The organism is Brucella tritici (assembly GCF_008932295.1).
Lineage (GTDB): Bacteria > Pseudomonadota > Alphaproteobacteria > Rhizobiales > Rhizobiaceae > Brucella > Brucella tritici.
In genome coordinates this window covers 64,274-78,044 of the sequence record NZ_WBWA01000024.1, presented here as the reverse complement: position 1 = coordinate 78,044, position 13,771 = coordinate 64,274, and the positions used below count along the sequence as shown (strand labels likewise).

Here is a 13,771-nt window from a genome sequence, read left to right as displayed (position 1 = left end):
GCGGCGAATATCTGTCCTTCGACGGGAAAGATTTACCGATCGGACCAAGTGCCGATCAAAACGCAACAGAACCCAGGGAAAAGCCACGCAAATCATGCGTTTTTGCCCTTGAGTTCTTTCATTGGAGGACAGCCATGTCGGAACCACTCGCCGAGATTTATCGCGACTATATTGCATGCCTGAACCGGCAGGACTGGGACGACCTCGGACTTTATGTGCACGAGGAGGCCATTCACAATGGCAGACCTTTGGGACTTGGCGACTATCGCACGATGCTGGAACAGGATTTAGAAGCCATCCCGGACCTGCACTTCAATATTGAGCTGCTTGTCAGCGAGCCGCCCTATATTGCCAGTCGGCTCCAGTTCGATTGCACGCCGAAGGCACTATTGTTCGGTCTTCCGGTTAACGGCAAACGGGTCCGGTTTGCGGAGAATGTTTTCTATGAATTCGAGAATACGCTGATAAGGAAAGTCTGGTCAGTCATCGACAAGGCAGCGATTGAAGCGCAACTGTGATATAGCGCCCGTCACCATTGACTCTTTGTCCCCCTCCCCCTATAAGCCGCGTCACGTTCGCCCGCGCGGTTTACGGATGGTTTTGTGCTGTCCGTCGCAAGGGACAAGAACCAGCTCCTGTTCAATAGAGCATGATCCCGAAAAGTGAATAACGGTTTCGGACAAGATCATGCTCAACGGAAAAACAGAATTAAGAAGGGCCGCACACCGCGGTATTAAATAAATGAAGCGCACTTACCAGCCATCCAAAATCGTCCGCAAGCGTCGTCACGGTTTCCGTGCACGCATGGCAACCACCGGCGGCCGCAAGGTTCTCGCCGCTCGCCGCTCGCGCGGCCGTAAGCGGCTTTCCGCTTAATCTTTTCCCGCGCTGTGGGTCTATTGAGATTCTGGCTATGGCGAGACGAAAATGGCAGCTTACGAGAACCGGAGCGGAGTGTACAAAAGGTACATGAGCACCGGAAGCGCAGAAAGCAGCCATTTGCAGGCCGTCAGAGCCTGAATATCGACAGGGCCAAGCGCGGTGAATAAAGACATGAACAAGCCGAAACAAATACTCCGCCTTCGCAAGAGAGCGGAGTTTTTGGCTTTGAGGAATGGTGAAAAGCGACGTGGTCCACTGTTTCTTCTCGAAGTCCGCGAGCGGACCGAGGAAGAATCGAAAGCCGCCAAAATAGGCGAAAAACCCCGTGCAGGTTTCACCGTAACGAAGAAAAACGGCAACGCCGTGATAAGAAACCGCATCCGCCGCAGGCTGCGAGAAGCGGTTCGTTGTCACGCAGGGCGTGACATGGCGCCTTCGACCGACTATGTGATCGTAGCGCGCGAGCAAGCCCTCACTGCGCCCTTTTCGCGACTGACCGAAGAACTCTCCCGCCGCATCAAGGCGAAGGGCGAACGGCGGGGCGATGGGAAACGCCGAACGGAAAGACCGGAATCAGGACCCGTCAATGGAAAATAATCGTAATTTCTTCATCACCATTGCCCTGTCCATCCTCGTGCTAACGCTGTGGCAAGTGTTTTATCTGGGTCCGAAAACGGAAGCCCAGCGGGAGCAGGCACGCATTGAGGAGCAGCAGCAGCAGAAACAACAGGCGACGCAACAACAGGCTCAAGGTGGCGACACGCCGCAGATGCCCGCCGCCTCCGGGAACATTCCCGGCCACGGCGATGTTGCAGCCGCAGGCGGCGCGCTGACCCGCGAGGCAGCCATTGCCCAGACGCAGCGCGTCGAAATCGACACGCCTTCGCTGCGCGGTTCGATCAACCTGACCGGCGCGCGCCTCGATGATCTCTTCCTCAAGAATTATCACGAGACCGTCGACGACAATTCTCCGAATATCGAACTGCTCGCGCCTTCCGCGCTGAAGCAGGGCTATTTCGTAGAACTAGGCTTTACCGGCAACGACACGACCGGCCCGGTTCCGGGACCGAACACGGTCTGGACCGTGGAGGGCAACAACAAGTTGACCCAAACCACGCCGGTCACGCTGACCTATACCAACGAGAAGAACATCACCTTCAAGCGCGTCATTTCGGTTGACGACGCCTATATGTTCGCCGTTGAAGACACGATCACCAACAATACCGGCGCGCCGATTTCGCTGGCCTCCTATGGCCGCGTGACCCGCTTCAACCAGCCGGAACATGCAAGCGCGACCTATGTTCTGCATGAAGGCCTGATCGGCGTCATGGGTCAGGACGGCCTGCAGGAAATCAAGTATTCCAAGGTCGAAGACGATAAGGACATCTCGTTCAAGGACGTGATGGGCGGCTGGCTCGGCATCACCGACAAATACTGGGCCGCAACGCTCGTACCGCCGCAGGACGAAAAGTTCACCGGTCGCTTCTCGCACTTCACCAATGATCGCCCGCGCTATCAGACCGACTTCCTCGGCGCGCCGATGACAATCGCGCCCGGTCAGGCGCAGACGCTGAAGAACCACGTCTTCGCCGGCGCGAAGGTGGTCACACAGATCCAGGCTTACGAACAGCAGCTTGGCATCAAGCAGTTCGAACTCCTGATCGACTGGGGCTGGTTCTACTTCATCACCAAGCCGATGTTCTATCTCATCGACTGGATCTACAAGTTCTCGGGCAATTTCGGCGTCGCCATTCTGGTCGTCACCGTTCTCCTCAAGGGCCTGTTCTTCCCGCTTGCCAACAAGTCGTACAAGTCGATGGCACGCATGAAGCTGGTGCAGCCGAAGCTGACTGAAATCCGCGAGAAATATGCGGATGACAAGATGAAGCAGCAGCAGGAGATGATGCAGCTCTACAAGCAGGAAAAGATCAATCCTCTTGCGGGTTGCTGGCCGGTGCTGGTGCAGATTCCGGTGTTCTTCGCGCTCTACAAGGTGCTCTACGTCACCATCGAAATGCGTCATGCGCCGTTCTTCGGCTGGATTCAGGACCTTGCAGCGCCCGATCCGACCTCGCTCTTCAACCTGTTCGGCCTCCTGCCTTTCGGCGTGCCGCACTTCCTGATGATCGGCGTCTGGCCGCTCCTGATGGGCATCACCATGTTCCTGCAGATGCGCATGAACCCGACGCCTCCGGACCCGACGCAGGCTGCCATCTTCACCTGGATGCCAGTGATCTTCACCTTCATGCTGGCTTCGTTCCCGGCCGGTCTCGTGATCTACTGGGCATGGAACAACCTGCTCTCCATCACCCAGCAGGGCATCATCATGAAACGCCAGGGCGTGAAGATCGAGCTCTTCGACAATCTCAAGAGCCTCTTCAAGCGAAAGCCGAAAGAAGCAAAGAAATAGACTTGAAAGAACCCCGCTTCGGCGGGGTTTTTTGTGCCGTCATGTTGACAATGCCGCTCATAACATTGATGCGTATCGACGATAGTAGATACATCAGGATACGGACATTGAGCGAGCAGGATAAGAAGCAGGCGGCAATCAGGGCCGCTCAGGCAGCGGCGGATGCAGTCCGGGAAGCCCAGGCGGCACTCGTCGAGGAAGGACGCCTGCTCTTCAAGAAATCATGGATATTCATCCGTGGCGTGCCGTCGATGAAATTCCTGCCGCCGGAAGGTCCGGTGGAGATCGCCTTTGCAGGCCGATCCAATGTCGGCAAGTCGTCGCTCATCAATGCGCTCGTCAACAAGAAGGGCCTTGCGCGTACGTCCAACACACCGGGCCGCACGCAGGAACTGAACTATTTCGTGCCGGACGGCTATTCCGGTGAGAACGGCGATCTTCCGCCGCTGGCACTGGTCGACATGCCGGGCTATGGCTTCGCCGAAGCACCGAAAGCACAGGTCGATGCCTGGACGCGCCTTGTGTTCGATTATCTGCGCGGACGCACCACGCTGAAACGCGTCTATGTGCTGATCGATGCCCGTCATGGCATCAAGAAGAACGACGCAGAAGTGCTCGATCTTCTCGACAAGGCGGCGGTCTCCTATCAGATCGTGCTGACCAAGATCGACAAGATCAAGCCCGCAGGCGTGCCGCGCCTGATAGAAGAAACGCACAAGCTTACTTACAAGCGCGCCGCCTGCTTCCCCGGTATCATCGCGACATCGTCGGAAAAAGGCGAAGGTTTCGACGAGCTGCGTGCAGCAATTGCACTGCTGCTGAAAGAATACTGATAATCAGCTCGGGCAGCTTTCCGGCTGCCCGTCCAGCCCTTCATTGAGACGCTCGAAACGGGCACTCACATGCCCGTCGTCGCGCTGGATATGCAGCACATAGATGCTGTCGAAGTCATCGCCGCGCCATTTCGGCACCGCAGCTTTATCTCCGCCATTGTCCCTGAGCAGATTTCTGGCCAGCTTGTAGAGCTGCTTGTGTTCCCAGCCGACCAGTATCGTCGCATCGCTGTATTGCGGCTGCTGGAGCGCGGCCTGCAACTTCCCGATCTCGTCATAGCCGAAGCGCGTATCGACCGGCATCTGAAAGCGGATGGCGGTCGGCTCCACCGTCGCCAGCGGGCGGTTATAGGCATAGGAAATGCCGCTATCCTTCTTCTCCTTTGCAGGATCGGGCGCGAAAATAGCATCGGGCTTGCCGAAATCCTTTGCAATGACGGCAGGCAGCTTCAAGGAGCGATTAAGGCCCCGGCAGTCGAGCTGCCCCAACCCGCCTTGCGGCTTTTCGCCGTGACGGACGAGGATGATTGTTTCGGTCGTTGGTGCCGGTGCAGCATAGGATGCAGATGTGCCAAGCAGGGAGGTGAGGACGGCGAGGAATATTTTGCGCATGATGCGGTCTCTGAAAATCATTCCGGTTCAAAAACCTGCATAGACCGCAGAGCGGCTTTTTGTTGGGCACGTTTCGGGCTGCAAATTCAAATAATCGCGAACGGGTAAGCGAAAAATAAGCAACTGCGGATTCCAATTGCGATAAATCCGGTCTAGAAAAGCCTGCCTCTTTTTGCCCTGTCGCCTGCCATGGAGCCCGCGATGACGACACTTGAAAATCCCGAAATGCAAGCGCAACTCCTGTCCGCGGCCCTGCCCTATATGCAGCGCTACGAGAACAAGCATGTCGTTGTGAAATATGGCGGGCACGCCATGGGCAATCCGGAACTGGGCAAGGCCTTCGCGCGCGATATCGCGCTTTTGAAGCAGTCGGGCATCAACCCGATTGTCGTGCACGGCGGCGGACCGCAGATTCAGGCCATGCTGACCAAGCTCGGCATTGAATCCCGTTTTGAAGGCGGATTGCGCGTCACCGACGAAAAGACCGTCGAAGTGGTGGAAATGGTTCTGGCCGGTTCCATCAACAAGGAAATCGTCGCCCTCATCAATGCCGAAGGCGAATGGGCGATCGGTCTTTGCGGCAAGGACGGCAACATGGTCTTCGCGCAGAAGGCGCACAAGACCGTCATCGACCCCGATTCCAACATCGAGAAAGTGCTCGATCTCGGCTTCGTCGGCGAACCGGCGGAAGTGGACCGCACCCTGCTCGATCTTCTGGCCCGCTCCGAAATGATCCCGGTCATTGCACCGGTCGCACCGGGTCGCGACGGCCATACCTACAATATCAACGCCGACACGTTTGCAGGCGCGATTGCCGGTGCGCTCGCCGCAACGCGCCTCCTGTTCCTGACTGATGTTCCGGGCGTGCTGGACAAGGACAAGAACCTCATCAAGGAACTGTCCGTTGCCGATGCGCAGGCGCTCATCAAGGACGGCACGATTTCCGGCGGCATGATCCCCAAGGTGGAAACCTGCATCGAAGCAATCCGCCGTGGTGTCGAAGGCGTCGTCATCCTCAACGGCAAAACCCCGCATGCCGTGCTACTGGAGCTTTTCACCGAGCACGGCGCCGGCACGCTTATTGTGCCTTAAGGATCGACCATGACCGATATTCCGGAAAGAGCTGCTTTCGCCCACGTCACTGACTGGGTGTTCGACCTCGACAACACGCTCTACCCGCACGCCGCCAATCTGTTCTCGCAGATCGATGTGAAGATGACGACCTATGTCGAGACTTTGCTGAAACTGCCGCGCGACGAAGCGCGCAAGATTCAAAAGCAGTTCTATCTGGAATATGGCACCACGCTGAAAGGCCTGATGGAGTGCCATCAGATCGATCCGGACGATTTTCTGAGACAAGTCCATGATATCGATTATACGTGGCTTACGCCCGATCCGGCGCTGGGACGGGCGATCAAGGCACTGCCGGGCCGTCGCTTCATCTTTACCAATGGTGATCGCGGCCATGCCGAGCGCGCTGCCAGCCAGCTTGGAATCCTCGATGATTTCGACGATATTTTCGACATTGTAGCGGCAGGACTGACACCGAAGCCGGAACGGGCCACCTATGACCGCTTCCTCGGCGCTTTTGGCATCGATGCAGGCAAGGCAGTCATGTTTGAGGATCTGGCGCGCAATCTGGTCGTTCCCAAAACACTCGGCATGAAAACCGTGCTGGTCGTGCCAAACAATTTTGAGCCTACATTTTCCGAGATATGGGAAAGCGATCCCGAATTCACCGATCAGGTGGACTATGTGACCGATAACCTGACCCAGTTTCTGGAAACCATAATTGCAGACCGATAGGCAATTCACCGGCCTTGAGAAACGCATCGACAAGGCCGCCCACCGCCTTCTCGACAATCTGCCCCGTCACCGGATCAGCGATGCGCTGATCGAGTTTCTGGTCTTCGGGCTGAAACAGGCATGGGCCTGCCTTTTCGGCGGCGCGATGCTGGCGCTCATCATGTTGACCCGCTGGTTCTGGCCGGATGGCGGCGCGGGGCTTATCACGCGCTACGATTTCCTGTTCCTGTCCGCGCTTGCGATCCAGCTTGCCATGCTGCTCTTCAAGCTGGAGGAGTGGGAGGAAGCCAAGGTCATCCTCATCTTCCATGTGGTCGGCACAGCGATGGAAGTGTTCAAGACCCATGCCGGTTCATGGGTCTATCCGGAGGAGAACTTCTTCCGCATTGGCGGCGTTCCTCTGTTTTCCGGCTTCATGTATGCGGCTGTCGGCTCCTATATGGCGCGTATCAACCGCATCTTCGATATAAGGCTGAACCACTATCCACCACTCTGGATGACTGTTGTTCTGGCCGCCGCAATCTATATCAATTTCTTCGCGCACCACTTCATCTGGGATATACGCTGGCTGCTGTTTGCCGCGACCTTCGCCCTTTTCTGGCGCACCAGCATGCACTACCGCGTCTTCCGCTTCCGGCACAAAATGCCGCTGCTGGTCGCCTTCCTGCTGACCTCGCTCTTCATCTGGATTGCCGAGAACATCGGCACATGGTCAAAGGCCTGGCTTTATCCGAACCAGCGCAATGGCTGGGAGCTGGTCTCAATGAGCAAGCTCGGCTCGTGGTATCTCCTGATGATTATCTCGGTCGTGCTGGTGACACTCGTTCACCGCCCCCGTCCCTATCAGGCAGAAGAAGAGCCGCAAAAAGAAACGCCCGACCATTTGGCCGGGCGCATCGAACAGAAAATCCGGGGTGATCAGAGCTTATAAAAATCCTTGATCTGCTCCCAGGCTTCGTCGGCGGTTTCGACAAAGTTGAGCAGCTCGATATCGGCGGGCGAAATCGTGCCCTGCTCGGCCAGAAACTCGATATTGATCGCCTTCGTCCAGAATTCCTTGCCGAACAGGATCAGCGGCACGCGTTCCATGCGGTTGGTCTGGATCAGCGTCATCGCCTCGAAAAGCTCGTCCATCGTTCCAAAGCCGCCGGGGAACACGCAGATCGCCTTGGCGCGCATCAGGAAGTGCATCTTGCGGATCGCAAAATAATGGAAGTTGAAGCAAAGGTCCGGCGTGACATAGGCGTTGGGCGCCTGTTCATGCGGCAGCACAATGTTGAGACCAATCGTCGGTGCACCGACATCGGCGGCTCCGCGATTGCCCGCTTCCATGACGCCGGGGCCGCCGCCCGTCACCACGATGAATTCGCGATAATAGGTCGTTGCCGAATATTCGGAGCAAAGCCGCGCGAATTTGCGCGCTTCCTCGTAATAATGCGCATTGGCTTCAAGGTTCTTCTTCTGAACCTCGTTCTTGGCTGCCCATGCCTCGCCGCCGGGCTCGGGAATGCGCGCGCCGCCAAACATGACGACAGTGGACTTGATGCCCCGGTCCGCCAGAATCATTTCAGGTTTCAGAAGCTCAAGCTGCAGCCGGATCGGCCGTAGTTCGCGCCGGGTCAGAAAATCATCATCCGTGAAAGCAAGGCGATAGGCAGGGGCTTCGGTCTGCGGCGTCTGCGGTACGGTTTTGGCCTGCTTGACCGCTTCCTCTGAATTCGGGAACGGCGTCCAGCCGGACTTCTCCATCGGGTTCATTCGTCTCACCTGCTCCTTCAATATCGCCATTCAACGCATATATCAGGGCGCTGAGATGCAAGCGCTATCCAAGCCCTGAAAATGCTCAATTGCCTCACGGGCTTAACCAAAACTCGATGAGTCAGGCTCATCGGGTTTTGGTATAACAGCATCCATTCTGGCGCTAAATGCTTAATCTGTCTCAAACGTGGCACGGCAATCGGATCACGAACGACATTGACCCTCATGGCGCCTTCGCTTAATCAATTTCCCAGCAACGGGCCGGACTTGTCCGCGCCTGCCATCCGCCGCCCCTTCATGGAGATCGCACCCTATGACCAAGCCAGACCTCGCCTCCCTTGAGAAGACAATCGACAAGGCTTTTGACGAGCGCGACGGTATCAACACGGCAACGCGCGGCGAAGTGCGCGAAGCCGTCGAACAATCGCTCATTCTGCTCGACCGCGGTGAAGCCCGTGTCGCAGAAAAACAGGCGGACGGCAACTGGCATGTCAACCAATGGCTGAAGAAAGCGGTCCTGCTCTCCTTCCGCCTCAATCCGATGGAAGTCATCAAGGGCGGTCCCGGCCAGTCATCCTGGTGGGACAAGGTGCCGTCGAAATTCGACGGCTGGACGGCCAATGAATTCGAAAAGGCTGGTTTCCGCGCAGTACCGAACTGCGTCGTGCGCCACTCGGCCTATATCGCGCCCAACGCGATCCTGATGCCGTCCTTCGTCAATCTCGGCGCCTATGTCGATGAAGGCACCATGGTAGACACCTGGGCGACCGTCGGCTCCTGCGCGCAGATCGGCAAGAACGTTCATCTTTCCGGCGGCGTCGGCATTGGCGGCGTTCTGGAGCCGATGCAGGCTGGCCCCACCATCATCGAAGACAATTGTTTCATCGGCGCCCGCTCGGAAGTCGTTGAAGGCTGCATCGTGCGCGAAGGCTCGGTCCTCGGCATGGGTGTTTTCATCGGCAAGTCGACCAAGATCGTGGATCGCGCAACGGGCGAAGTCTTCTATGGCGAAGTGCCGCCCTATTCGGTTGTCGTTGCCGGCACCATGCCGGGCAAGAACGTTCCCGGCGAAAACTGGGGCCCAAGCCTCTATTGCGCCGTCATCGTCAAGCGCGTTGATGAAAAGACCCGCTCCAAGACGTCGATCAACGAATTGCTGCGCGACTGAATACAAAGCAAGCTTGCTTAAAAACAAAAGGCGACGCTGTTGGCGTCGCCTTTTTTATAACTGGTCGCCCCTTCGGATGGCGCAATGCCTCTGATCCGGGCAGTCCGGGGAGACACTGACGCCATCCTCCGGGGAGATTCTTTAGCGGCCCTTCGGTTGCCCTGCCTGTCTCTTGCGTGAGGGGGAGGAACGCAACGGACAATGCAGGACGACCGACAGGCTCAGCCATCAGAACAAATTAGTTCTGGTAGCTGGACGGGGAAGCGTCGCCGAAGCGATGAGCCGAACCGTCCTGATTAACCGGCGCAGACCGGTGGATGGCAGCCGTAGCCGTGTAATCGACCGTGCGGTGGGTCGAAGCGACCGGGGCTTCGCCCGGAAGAACGAAAGCCTTGTCCTGGGCAGCCATTGCAGGCGGCTCGCCAACGAACGGGTTTCCGGCATAGGCAGCACCGGCGCTAAGAGCGACAGCAAGAGCAGCGATAGCAAACTTTTTCATCTCTTTATTCCTTCTTCATAGCGTCCCCTGATTTCAACTTTTCAGATCGGTGTTTCGCCGACTGAACCCCGAGACCACATCTCAGGCTTGCAGGAGACATTCTGTTAGCTGGGCCTTCGTGGCCCGCCCTGCGGTGTCAGGCGCATTTGGGAGGAAATGCACCGACACCTTCGGGAATACATGCAATGCGATAGTTCATTCATGCCCGGCCCATCTGGACCGGAAAGGCCAAAGTCCGAGCGGACTTTTAGTTCTGGTAAGAGGAAGGCGATGCATCACCGAAGCGATGAGCCGAACCATCCTGATAAACCGTTGCCTTGTTGATCGAAGCAGGAGCCGTGTAGTCGAGCTTCTGGCTCTGCGTTGCAACCGGCGTGCGGTCGTTTGCATAAAGATCGGCAGGTTCGCCGACATGTGGGTTTTCTGCAAAAGCGGCGCCGGCGGTAAGAGCGAGGGCAGCGGCAGCAAGAACAATCTTCTTCATTTTCCTATCTCCTTGGAAAGTGGAGCGGCGTTTGTTCGTCGTTCCGATGCATCTGAAATGGGTGACAGTGGGTAAAAGTTCCAGTCACGAAAATGTTTTCTTCATCACAGATTCGTGCAGGTATTTTTTCTGAAAAGAATAATGATAATTCATAAAATATAACAATATCAATATGTTGCATTATATGCCAGCAATCACATGACTGTTACAGCCGTACATTTGTTCAAAAAACGCGAACAGTCTGTCCCGATATATTGTCCAATGAAAGTGAACAATGGGGCCATTTTTCGCAAAATCGACACGGAAAGACAAAGCTGGTTTCGTCGAAATGACACCCTGATCTGTCTTTGGCATCGACCGGCCAGTCAAAATCAGCCCATGCTGAAAAGAAAAAGCCGCATCGAAATGCGGCCTGGATACAGGTTTGATGGACCAGGTGAACCGGCATTCAATTGAATGCCATCACTCCGATCAGTTGTTTGCGACAGCGACCGAACGCCCGGCGATGGATACCCACTGACCGGAATTGGCTGGCGACTGCATCTTGATATAGCGATAAGAAGTCTTCTCGACCGGCAACACTTCGTCGCGCAGATTGTCGAGAATGTAATCGCCATGGTCAGTGCGCACCGTCAGAACGACATGCGGTTCGCTGCCCTGCACCATGGTGATGAGGAGCTGCGATGCGCTGATGCCCCGAGCCATCAGTTGGGCGCGCTTCATCAGAACATAGTCTTCGCAATCGCCCTTGCCGTTGACAGGCATGGTCCAGTAATCGCGCTTGCCATAATTATCCTGATCGGAAACCGGCTTGATGCGGTGATTGACGGAGCTGCTGACCGATTGCAGCAGCTTCAAGCGCTGCGGGGTCATCTTCATCGGCGGCAACACGCGATGCGCACCGCAATCGCGCTTGTTGCGATCACAGTAATCCTTGTGCCCATAAGGAATGCTTGTAAGCCCGCCAGCTTCACTCCATTGCGCGGCCTTGGCCGGTATTGTCGTCGCCCCGAAGAGCACCATCATGCCTGCTATCGCAGAAGTGACAAAACGCATGCGCAGTTTCCCATTTAAAAAGAGTCCCCGTTGAGCGGCCCTTTGCGGGTCTCGTTATCAACTTATTTTTAACTAACGATGACAGAGCCCCTTCGGTCAAGGAAATTTCGTTCCCAAATTGAAACCGATTGAGAAAAACAAGTGAAAGGCGAAACAGTACCCGTCGCGCGCAACCGCCGGATTGCTGTTTCTATCTGTTTGTTTCACGCGCATCTTGGTCCGAAAACCGCTTCGCACTTTTCGGGATGCCGTTTGTTTCACGCGCATCTTGATCCGAAAACCGCTTCGCACTTTTCGGGATGCCGTTTGTTTCACGCGCATCTTGGTCCGAAAACCGCTTCGCACTTTTCGGGATGCGCGATAATCTCACCCTCAGACGATTCCCTTTTCAAAAAAGTCCCTATCTCATGAGCTTAGCCGTCAATCCCGCCGATAACCTTGCTGCCCTCATTCGCTGCGCATCCGTAACACCTGCCGAAGGTGGCGCGCTGACGGCGCTGGAAGCGATGTTGAAGCCGATGGGGTTTTCGGTGGAGCGACCTGTCTTCCATGATAAAGACACGCCGGACATCGAAAATCTCTATGCGCGTAAGTCGGGCAATGGCCCGCATCTGATGTTTGCCGGACATACCGATGTCGTGCCACCCGGCAATGAAGGCGACTGGAAGCACCCGCCCTTCTCTGCCGCTATTGAAGACGGCGTGATGTACGGTCGCGGTGCGGTGGATATGAAGGGCGGTGTTGCCTGTTTCGTGGCCGCAGTTGCCCGTCACATCGAAAAGCATGGCAGTATCAAGGGCAGCGTCTCCTTCCTTATCACCGGCGACGAGGAAGGCCCGGCCATCAATGGCACGGTCAAGCTGCTCGACTGGGCGAAACAGCGTGGCGAAAGCTGGGATGCATCGATTGTCGGAGAGCCGAGCAACCCGAATGCGCTTGGCGATGCGATCAAGATCGGACGGCGCGGCTCGCTGTCCGGCACGATCACCGTCCATGGCGTGCAGGGCCACGCCGCCTATCCGCATCTGGCCGAAAACCCGGTGCGTGGCATCACCACGCTCGTCGACAGCCTGCTCTACCCGGCTTTCGACGAAGGCACGGCCAATTTCCAGGCCAGCAATCTGGAAGTGACGAGCATCGACGTCGGCAACAAGGCCACAAATGTCATTGCGAACAAGGCGACTGCCTCGTTCAACATCCGCTTCAACGACACCTGGACGGCAGAGACCTTGCAGGCCGAAATCATCGCGCGTCTCGAAAAAGCCGCCAGCGACAATCGCCTGCGTCCCGGTCGCGAAACGCCGATCAACTATGAGCTCACCTGGCGCGAGCATCCGAGCCATGTGTTCCTGACCCGCGACGAGAAACTGATCGGCACGCTGACAGATTCGGTCGAAGCGGTAACCGGCAGGCGTCCGGAACTATCGACATCGGGCGGCACATCCGATGCCCGTTTCATCAAGGATTACTGTCCGGTGGTCGAATTCGGCCTTGTCGGGCAGACCATGCATATGGTTGACGAGCGCGTGGCTCTTGCCGACCTCGAAGGCCTGACACAGATTTATGAACGCTTCATCGCCGATTTCTTTGGGTAGAGCATAATCCCGGAAAGTTGCATGACTTTTCGCCCGGATTACGCGAAAAATTGGGAATCTCATGCCAAGCCTGGATGATATTTTCAGATATTTCTGGGGCGTCTGGAAAATGATGCTCGGGCGCAAGGAAGGACTGGATTATCTCGACATTTCCGCCGAGGGCTTCTGGTCGTCCTTCTTTGCGATAGCGATTGCGCTGCCCCCCATGTTCGCGAACTGGGTGTCTTATGCGGCGGACCTCACTGCTGGCCGTGACGAAGCAGGCTTGCGCTTCGCCATCGTCACCCGCGCCGCAGTCGTGGAAATAGCGGCCTGGATCATTCCGCTTGTCATCATCGGCCTTCTCGCCAAGCGCATCGGCATTGCCAAGCGTTATGCAGCCTTCGTGATTGCGACCAACTGGGGCAGCGCCCTGATTTCGTGGATCTTCGCACCGATCACGTTGCTGCAATTGTTCTTTCCCGGACAGCTTGATGTCACGACATTGTTCGCCATCATCATGTTCGGCATATCCATCGTGCTGGGTTACCGGCTGACTTTCGTCGCGCTGCAGCGCCCGCATGCCTATACGGCACCATTCTTTGCCTGCACCGTTTTCGGTTCGCTCTTCCTGACTGTCCTGCTGCAGAATTTGCTCGGGATCGGCTTCGATCCGCACGCCTATTAAA

At 56.5% G+C, this 13,771-nt stretch carries 16 protein-coding genes; 11 read left to right on the top strand and 5 right to left on the bottom strand.

Annotated elements, in window-relative coordinates; translation table 11 throughout:
- Positions 1–134: 134 nt before the first annotated feature.
- The 5 genes from F9K91_RS20065 (at position 135) to yihA (ending at position 4,125) form a co-directional block, all read left to right on the top strand.
- The gene (locus tag F9K91_RS20065) at positions 135–518 is read left to right on the top strand and encodes an ester cyclase (protein ID WP_151678570.1); all 384 of its coding nucleotides are present in this window, start codon (positions 135–137) and stop codon (positions 516–518) included.
- 223 nt (positions 519–741) lie between these two features.
- Entirely contained in the window at positions 742–876 is a 135-nt protein-coding gene (rpmH, locus tag F9K91_RS20055; protein WP_006467565.1) for a 50S ribosomal protein L34, read from the top strand.
- A 177-nt stretch (positions 877–1,053) separates the two neighbouring features.
- Complete coding sequence (rnpA, locus tag F9K91_RS20050; protein ID WP_151557691.1) at positions 1,054–1,479, top strand: ribonuclease P protein component; 426 nt, start codon at positions 1,054–1,056, stop codon at positions 1,477–1,479.
- Entirely contained in the window at positions 1,469–3,292 is a 1,824-nt protein-coding gene (yidC, locus tag F9K91_RS20045) for a membrane protein insertase YidC (RefSeq protein ID WP_151653481.1), read from the top strand. The genes rnpA and yidC overlap by 11 nt, the downstream gene beginning before the upstream one ends.
- A gap of 107 nt (positions 3,293–3,399) precedes the next feature.
- Positions 3,400–4,125 (top strand): ribosome biogenesis GTP-binding protein YihA/YsxC, encoded by a 726-nt coding sequence (yihA, locus tag F9K91_RS20040; RefSeq protein ID WP_151557687.1) that lies wholly within the window; start codon positions 3,400–3,402, stop codon positions 4,123–4,125.
- Between the two features lie 3 nt (positions 4,126–4,128).
- On the opposite strand, the gene F9K91_RS20035 is transcribed toward yihA, so the two are convergent.
- On the bottom strand, positions 4,129–4,737 hold the full coding sequence (locus F9K91_RS20035; RefSeq protein ID WP_235913310.1) for a hypothetical protein: 609 nt from the start codon (positions 4,735–4,737) through the stop codon (positions 4,129–4,131).
- Positions 4,738–4,938: 201 nt separating this feature from the next.
- Here F9K91_RS20035 and argB point away from each other — a divergent pair, with 201 nt between their 5' ends.
- The 3 genes from argB to F9K91_RS20020 are packed head-to-tail and all read left to right on the top strand — an operon-like array spanning position 4,939 to position 7,474.
- Positions 4,939–5,829 (top strand): acetylglutamate kinase, encoded by an 891-nt coding sequence (argB, locus tag F9K91_RS20030; protein ID WP_061345605.1) that lies wholly within the window; start codon positions 4,939–4,941, stop codon positions 5,827–5,829.
- Positions 5,830–5,838: 9 nt separating this feature from the next.
- Entirely contained in the window at positions 5,839–6,543 is a 705-nt protein-coding gene (locus tag F9K91_RS20025; RefSeq protein WP_151557683.1) for a pyrimidine 5'-nucleotidase, read from the top strand.
- Positions 6,530–7,474: a DUF817 domain-containing protein gene (locus tag F9K91_RS20020; RefSeq protein WP_151678569.1), complete on the top strand. Its 945-nt coding sequence runs from the start codon at positions 6,530–6,532 to the stop codon at positions 7,472–7,474. Before F9K91_RS20025 ends, F9K91_RS20020 begins: the two co-directional genes overlap by 14 nt.
- Here the strand turns inward: F9K91_RS20020 and F9K91_RS20015 are convergent.
- Complete coding sequence (locus tag F9K91_RS20015; RefSeq protein ID WP_151557679.1) at positions 7,462–8,301, bottom strand: LOG family protein; 840 nt, start codon at positions 8,299–8,301, stop codon at positions 7,462–7,464. The genes F9K91_RS20020 and F9K91_RS20015 overlap by 13 nt on opposite strands.
- Before the next feature lie 313 nt (positions 8,302–8,614).
- Between F9K91_RS20015 and dapD the strand changes: the two genes are divergently transcribed.
- Positions 8,615–9,469 (top strand): 2,3,4,5-tetrahydropyridine-2,6-dicarboxylate N-succinyltransferase, encoded by an 855-nt coding sequence (dapD, locus tag F9K91_RS20010; protein ID WP_109988689.1) that lies wholly within the window; start codon positions 8,615–8,617, stop codon positions 9,467–9,469.
- 238 nt (positions 9,470–9,707) lie between these two features.
- Here dapD and F9K91_RS20005 read toward each other — a convergent pair whose 3' ends face one another.
- The 3 genes from F9K91_RS20005 to F9K91_RS19995 form a co-directional block, all read right to left on the bottom strand.
- Positions 9,708–9,968, bottom strand: a complete 261-nt coding sequence (locus tag F9K91_RS20005) for a hypothetical protein (protein WP_061345601.1) — start codon at positions 9,966–9,968, stop codon at positions 9,708–9,710.
- A gap of 247 nt (positions 9,969–10,215) precedes the next feature.
- A complete protein-coding gene (locus F9K91_RS20000; protein WP_010659420.1) occupies positions 10,216–10,452 on the bottom strand; it encodes a hypothetical protein in 237 nt (78 codons plus the stop codon).
- Between the two features lie 471 nt (positions 10,453–10,923).
- Positions 10,924–11,475 (bottom strand): transglutaminase-like cysteine peptidase, encoded by a 552-nt coding sequence (locus tag F9K91_RS19995; RefSeq protein WP_151557697.1) that lies wholly within the window; start codon positions 11,473–11,475, stop codon positions 10,924–10,926.
- Between the two features lie 440 nt (positions 11,476–11,915).
- On the opposite strand from F9K91_RS19995, the gene dapE reads away from it, so the two are divergent.
- Together dapE and F9K91_RS19985 are read left to right on the top strand one after the other, a co-directional pair.
- A complete protein-coding gene (gene dapE, locus F9K91_RS19990; protein WP_151678568.1) occupies positions 11,916–13,103 on the top strand; it encodes a succinyl-diaminopimelate desuccinylase in 1,188 nt (395 codons plus the stop codon).
- A 61-nt stretch (positions 13,104–13,164) separates the two neighbouring features.
- Positions 13,165–13,770, top strand: coding sequence for a hypothetical protein (locus tag F9K91_RS19985; RefSeq protein ID WP_151653474.1), 606 nt, complete (start codon positions 13,165–13,167; stop codon positions 13,768–13,770).
- Position 13,771 lies beyond the last annotated feature (1 nt).

Bases quoted from the DNA above. Each gene is read 5' to 3' on its own strand.
- dapE (WP_151678568.1), top strand. From the start codon at position 11,916: ATGAGCTTAGCCGTCAATCCCGCCGATAACCTTGCTGCCCTCATTCGC.
- argB (WP_061345605.1), top strand. From the start codon at position 4,939: ATGACGACACTTGAAAATCCCGAAATGCAAGCGCAACTCCTGTCCGCG.
- yidC (WP_151653481.1), top strand. From the start codon at position 1,469: ATGGAAAATAATCGTAATTTCTTCATCACCATTGCCCTGTCCATCCTC.
- F9K91_RS20035 (WP_235913310.1), bottom strand. From the start codon at position 4,737: ATGCGCAAAATATTCCTCGCCGTCCTCACCTCCCTGCTTGGCACATCT.
- F9K91_RS19985 (WP_151653474.1), top strand. From the start codon at position 13,165: ATGCCAAGCCTGGATGATATTTTCAGATATTTCTGGGGCGTCTGGAAA.
- F9K91_RS20025 (WP_151557683.1), top strand. From the start codon at position 5,839: ATGACCGATATTCCGGAAAGAGCTGCTTTCGCCCACGTCACTGACTGG.
- F9K91_RS20065 (WP_151678570.1), top strand. From the start codon at position 135: ATGTCGGAACCACTCGCCGAGATTTATCGCGACTATATTGCATGCCTG.
- F9K91_RS20005 (WP_061345601.1), bottom strand. From the start codon at position 9,968: ATGAAAAAGTTTGCTATCGCTGCTCTTGCTGTCGCTCTTAGCGCCGGT.
- dapD (WP_109988689.1), top strand. From the start codon at position 8,615: ATGACCAAGCCAGACCTCGCCTCCCTTGAGAAGACAATCGACAAGGCT.
- F9K91_RS19995 (WP_151557697.1), bottom strand. From the start codon at position 11,475: ATGGTGCTCTTCGGGGCGACGACAATACCGGCCAAGGCCGCGCAATGG.
- F9K91_RS20015 (WP_151557679.1), bottom strand. From the start codon at position 8,301: ATGAACCCGATGGAGAAGTCCGGCTGGACGCCGTTCCCGAATTCAGAG.
- F9K91_RS20000 (WP_010659420.1), bottom strand. From the start codon at position 10,452: ATGAAGAAGATTGTTCTTGCTGCCGCTGCCCTCGCTCTTACCGCCGGC.
- rnpA (WP_151557691.1), top strand. From the start codon at position 1,054: ATGAACAAGCCGAAACAAATACTCCGCCTTCGCAAGAGAGCGGAGTTT.
- rpmH (WP_006467565.1), top strand. From the start codon at position 742: ATGAAGCGCACTTACCAGCCATCCAAAATCGTCCGCAAGCGTCGTCAC.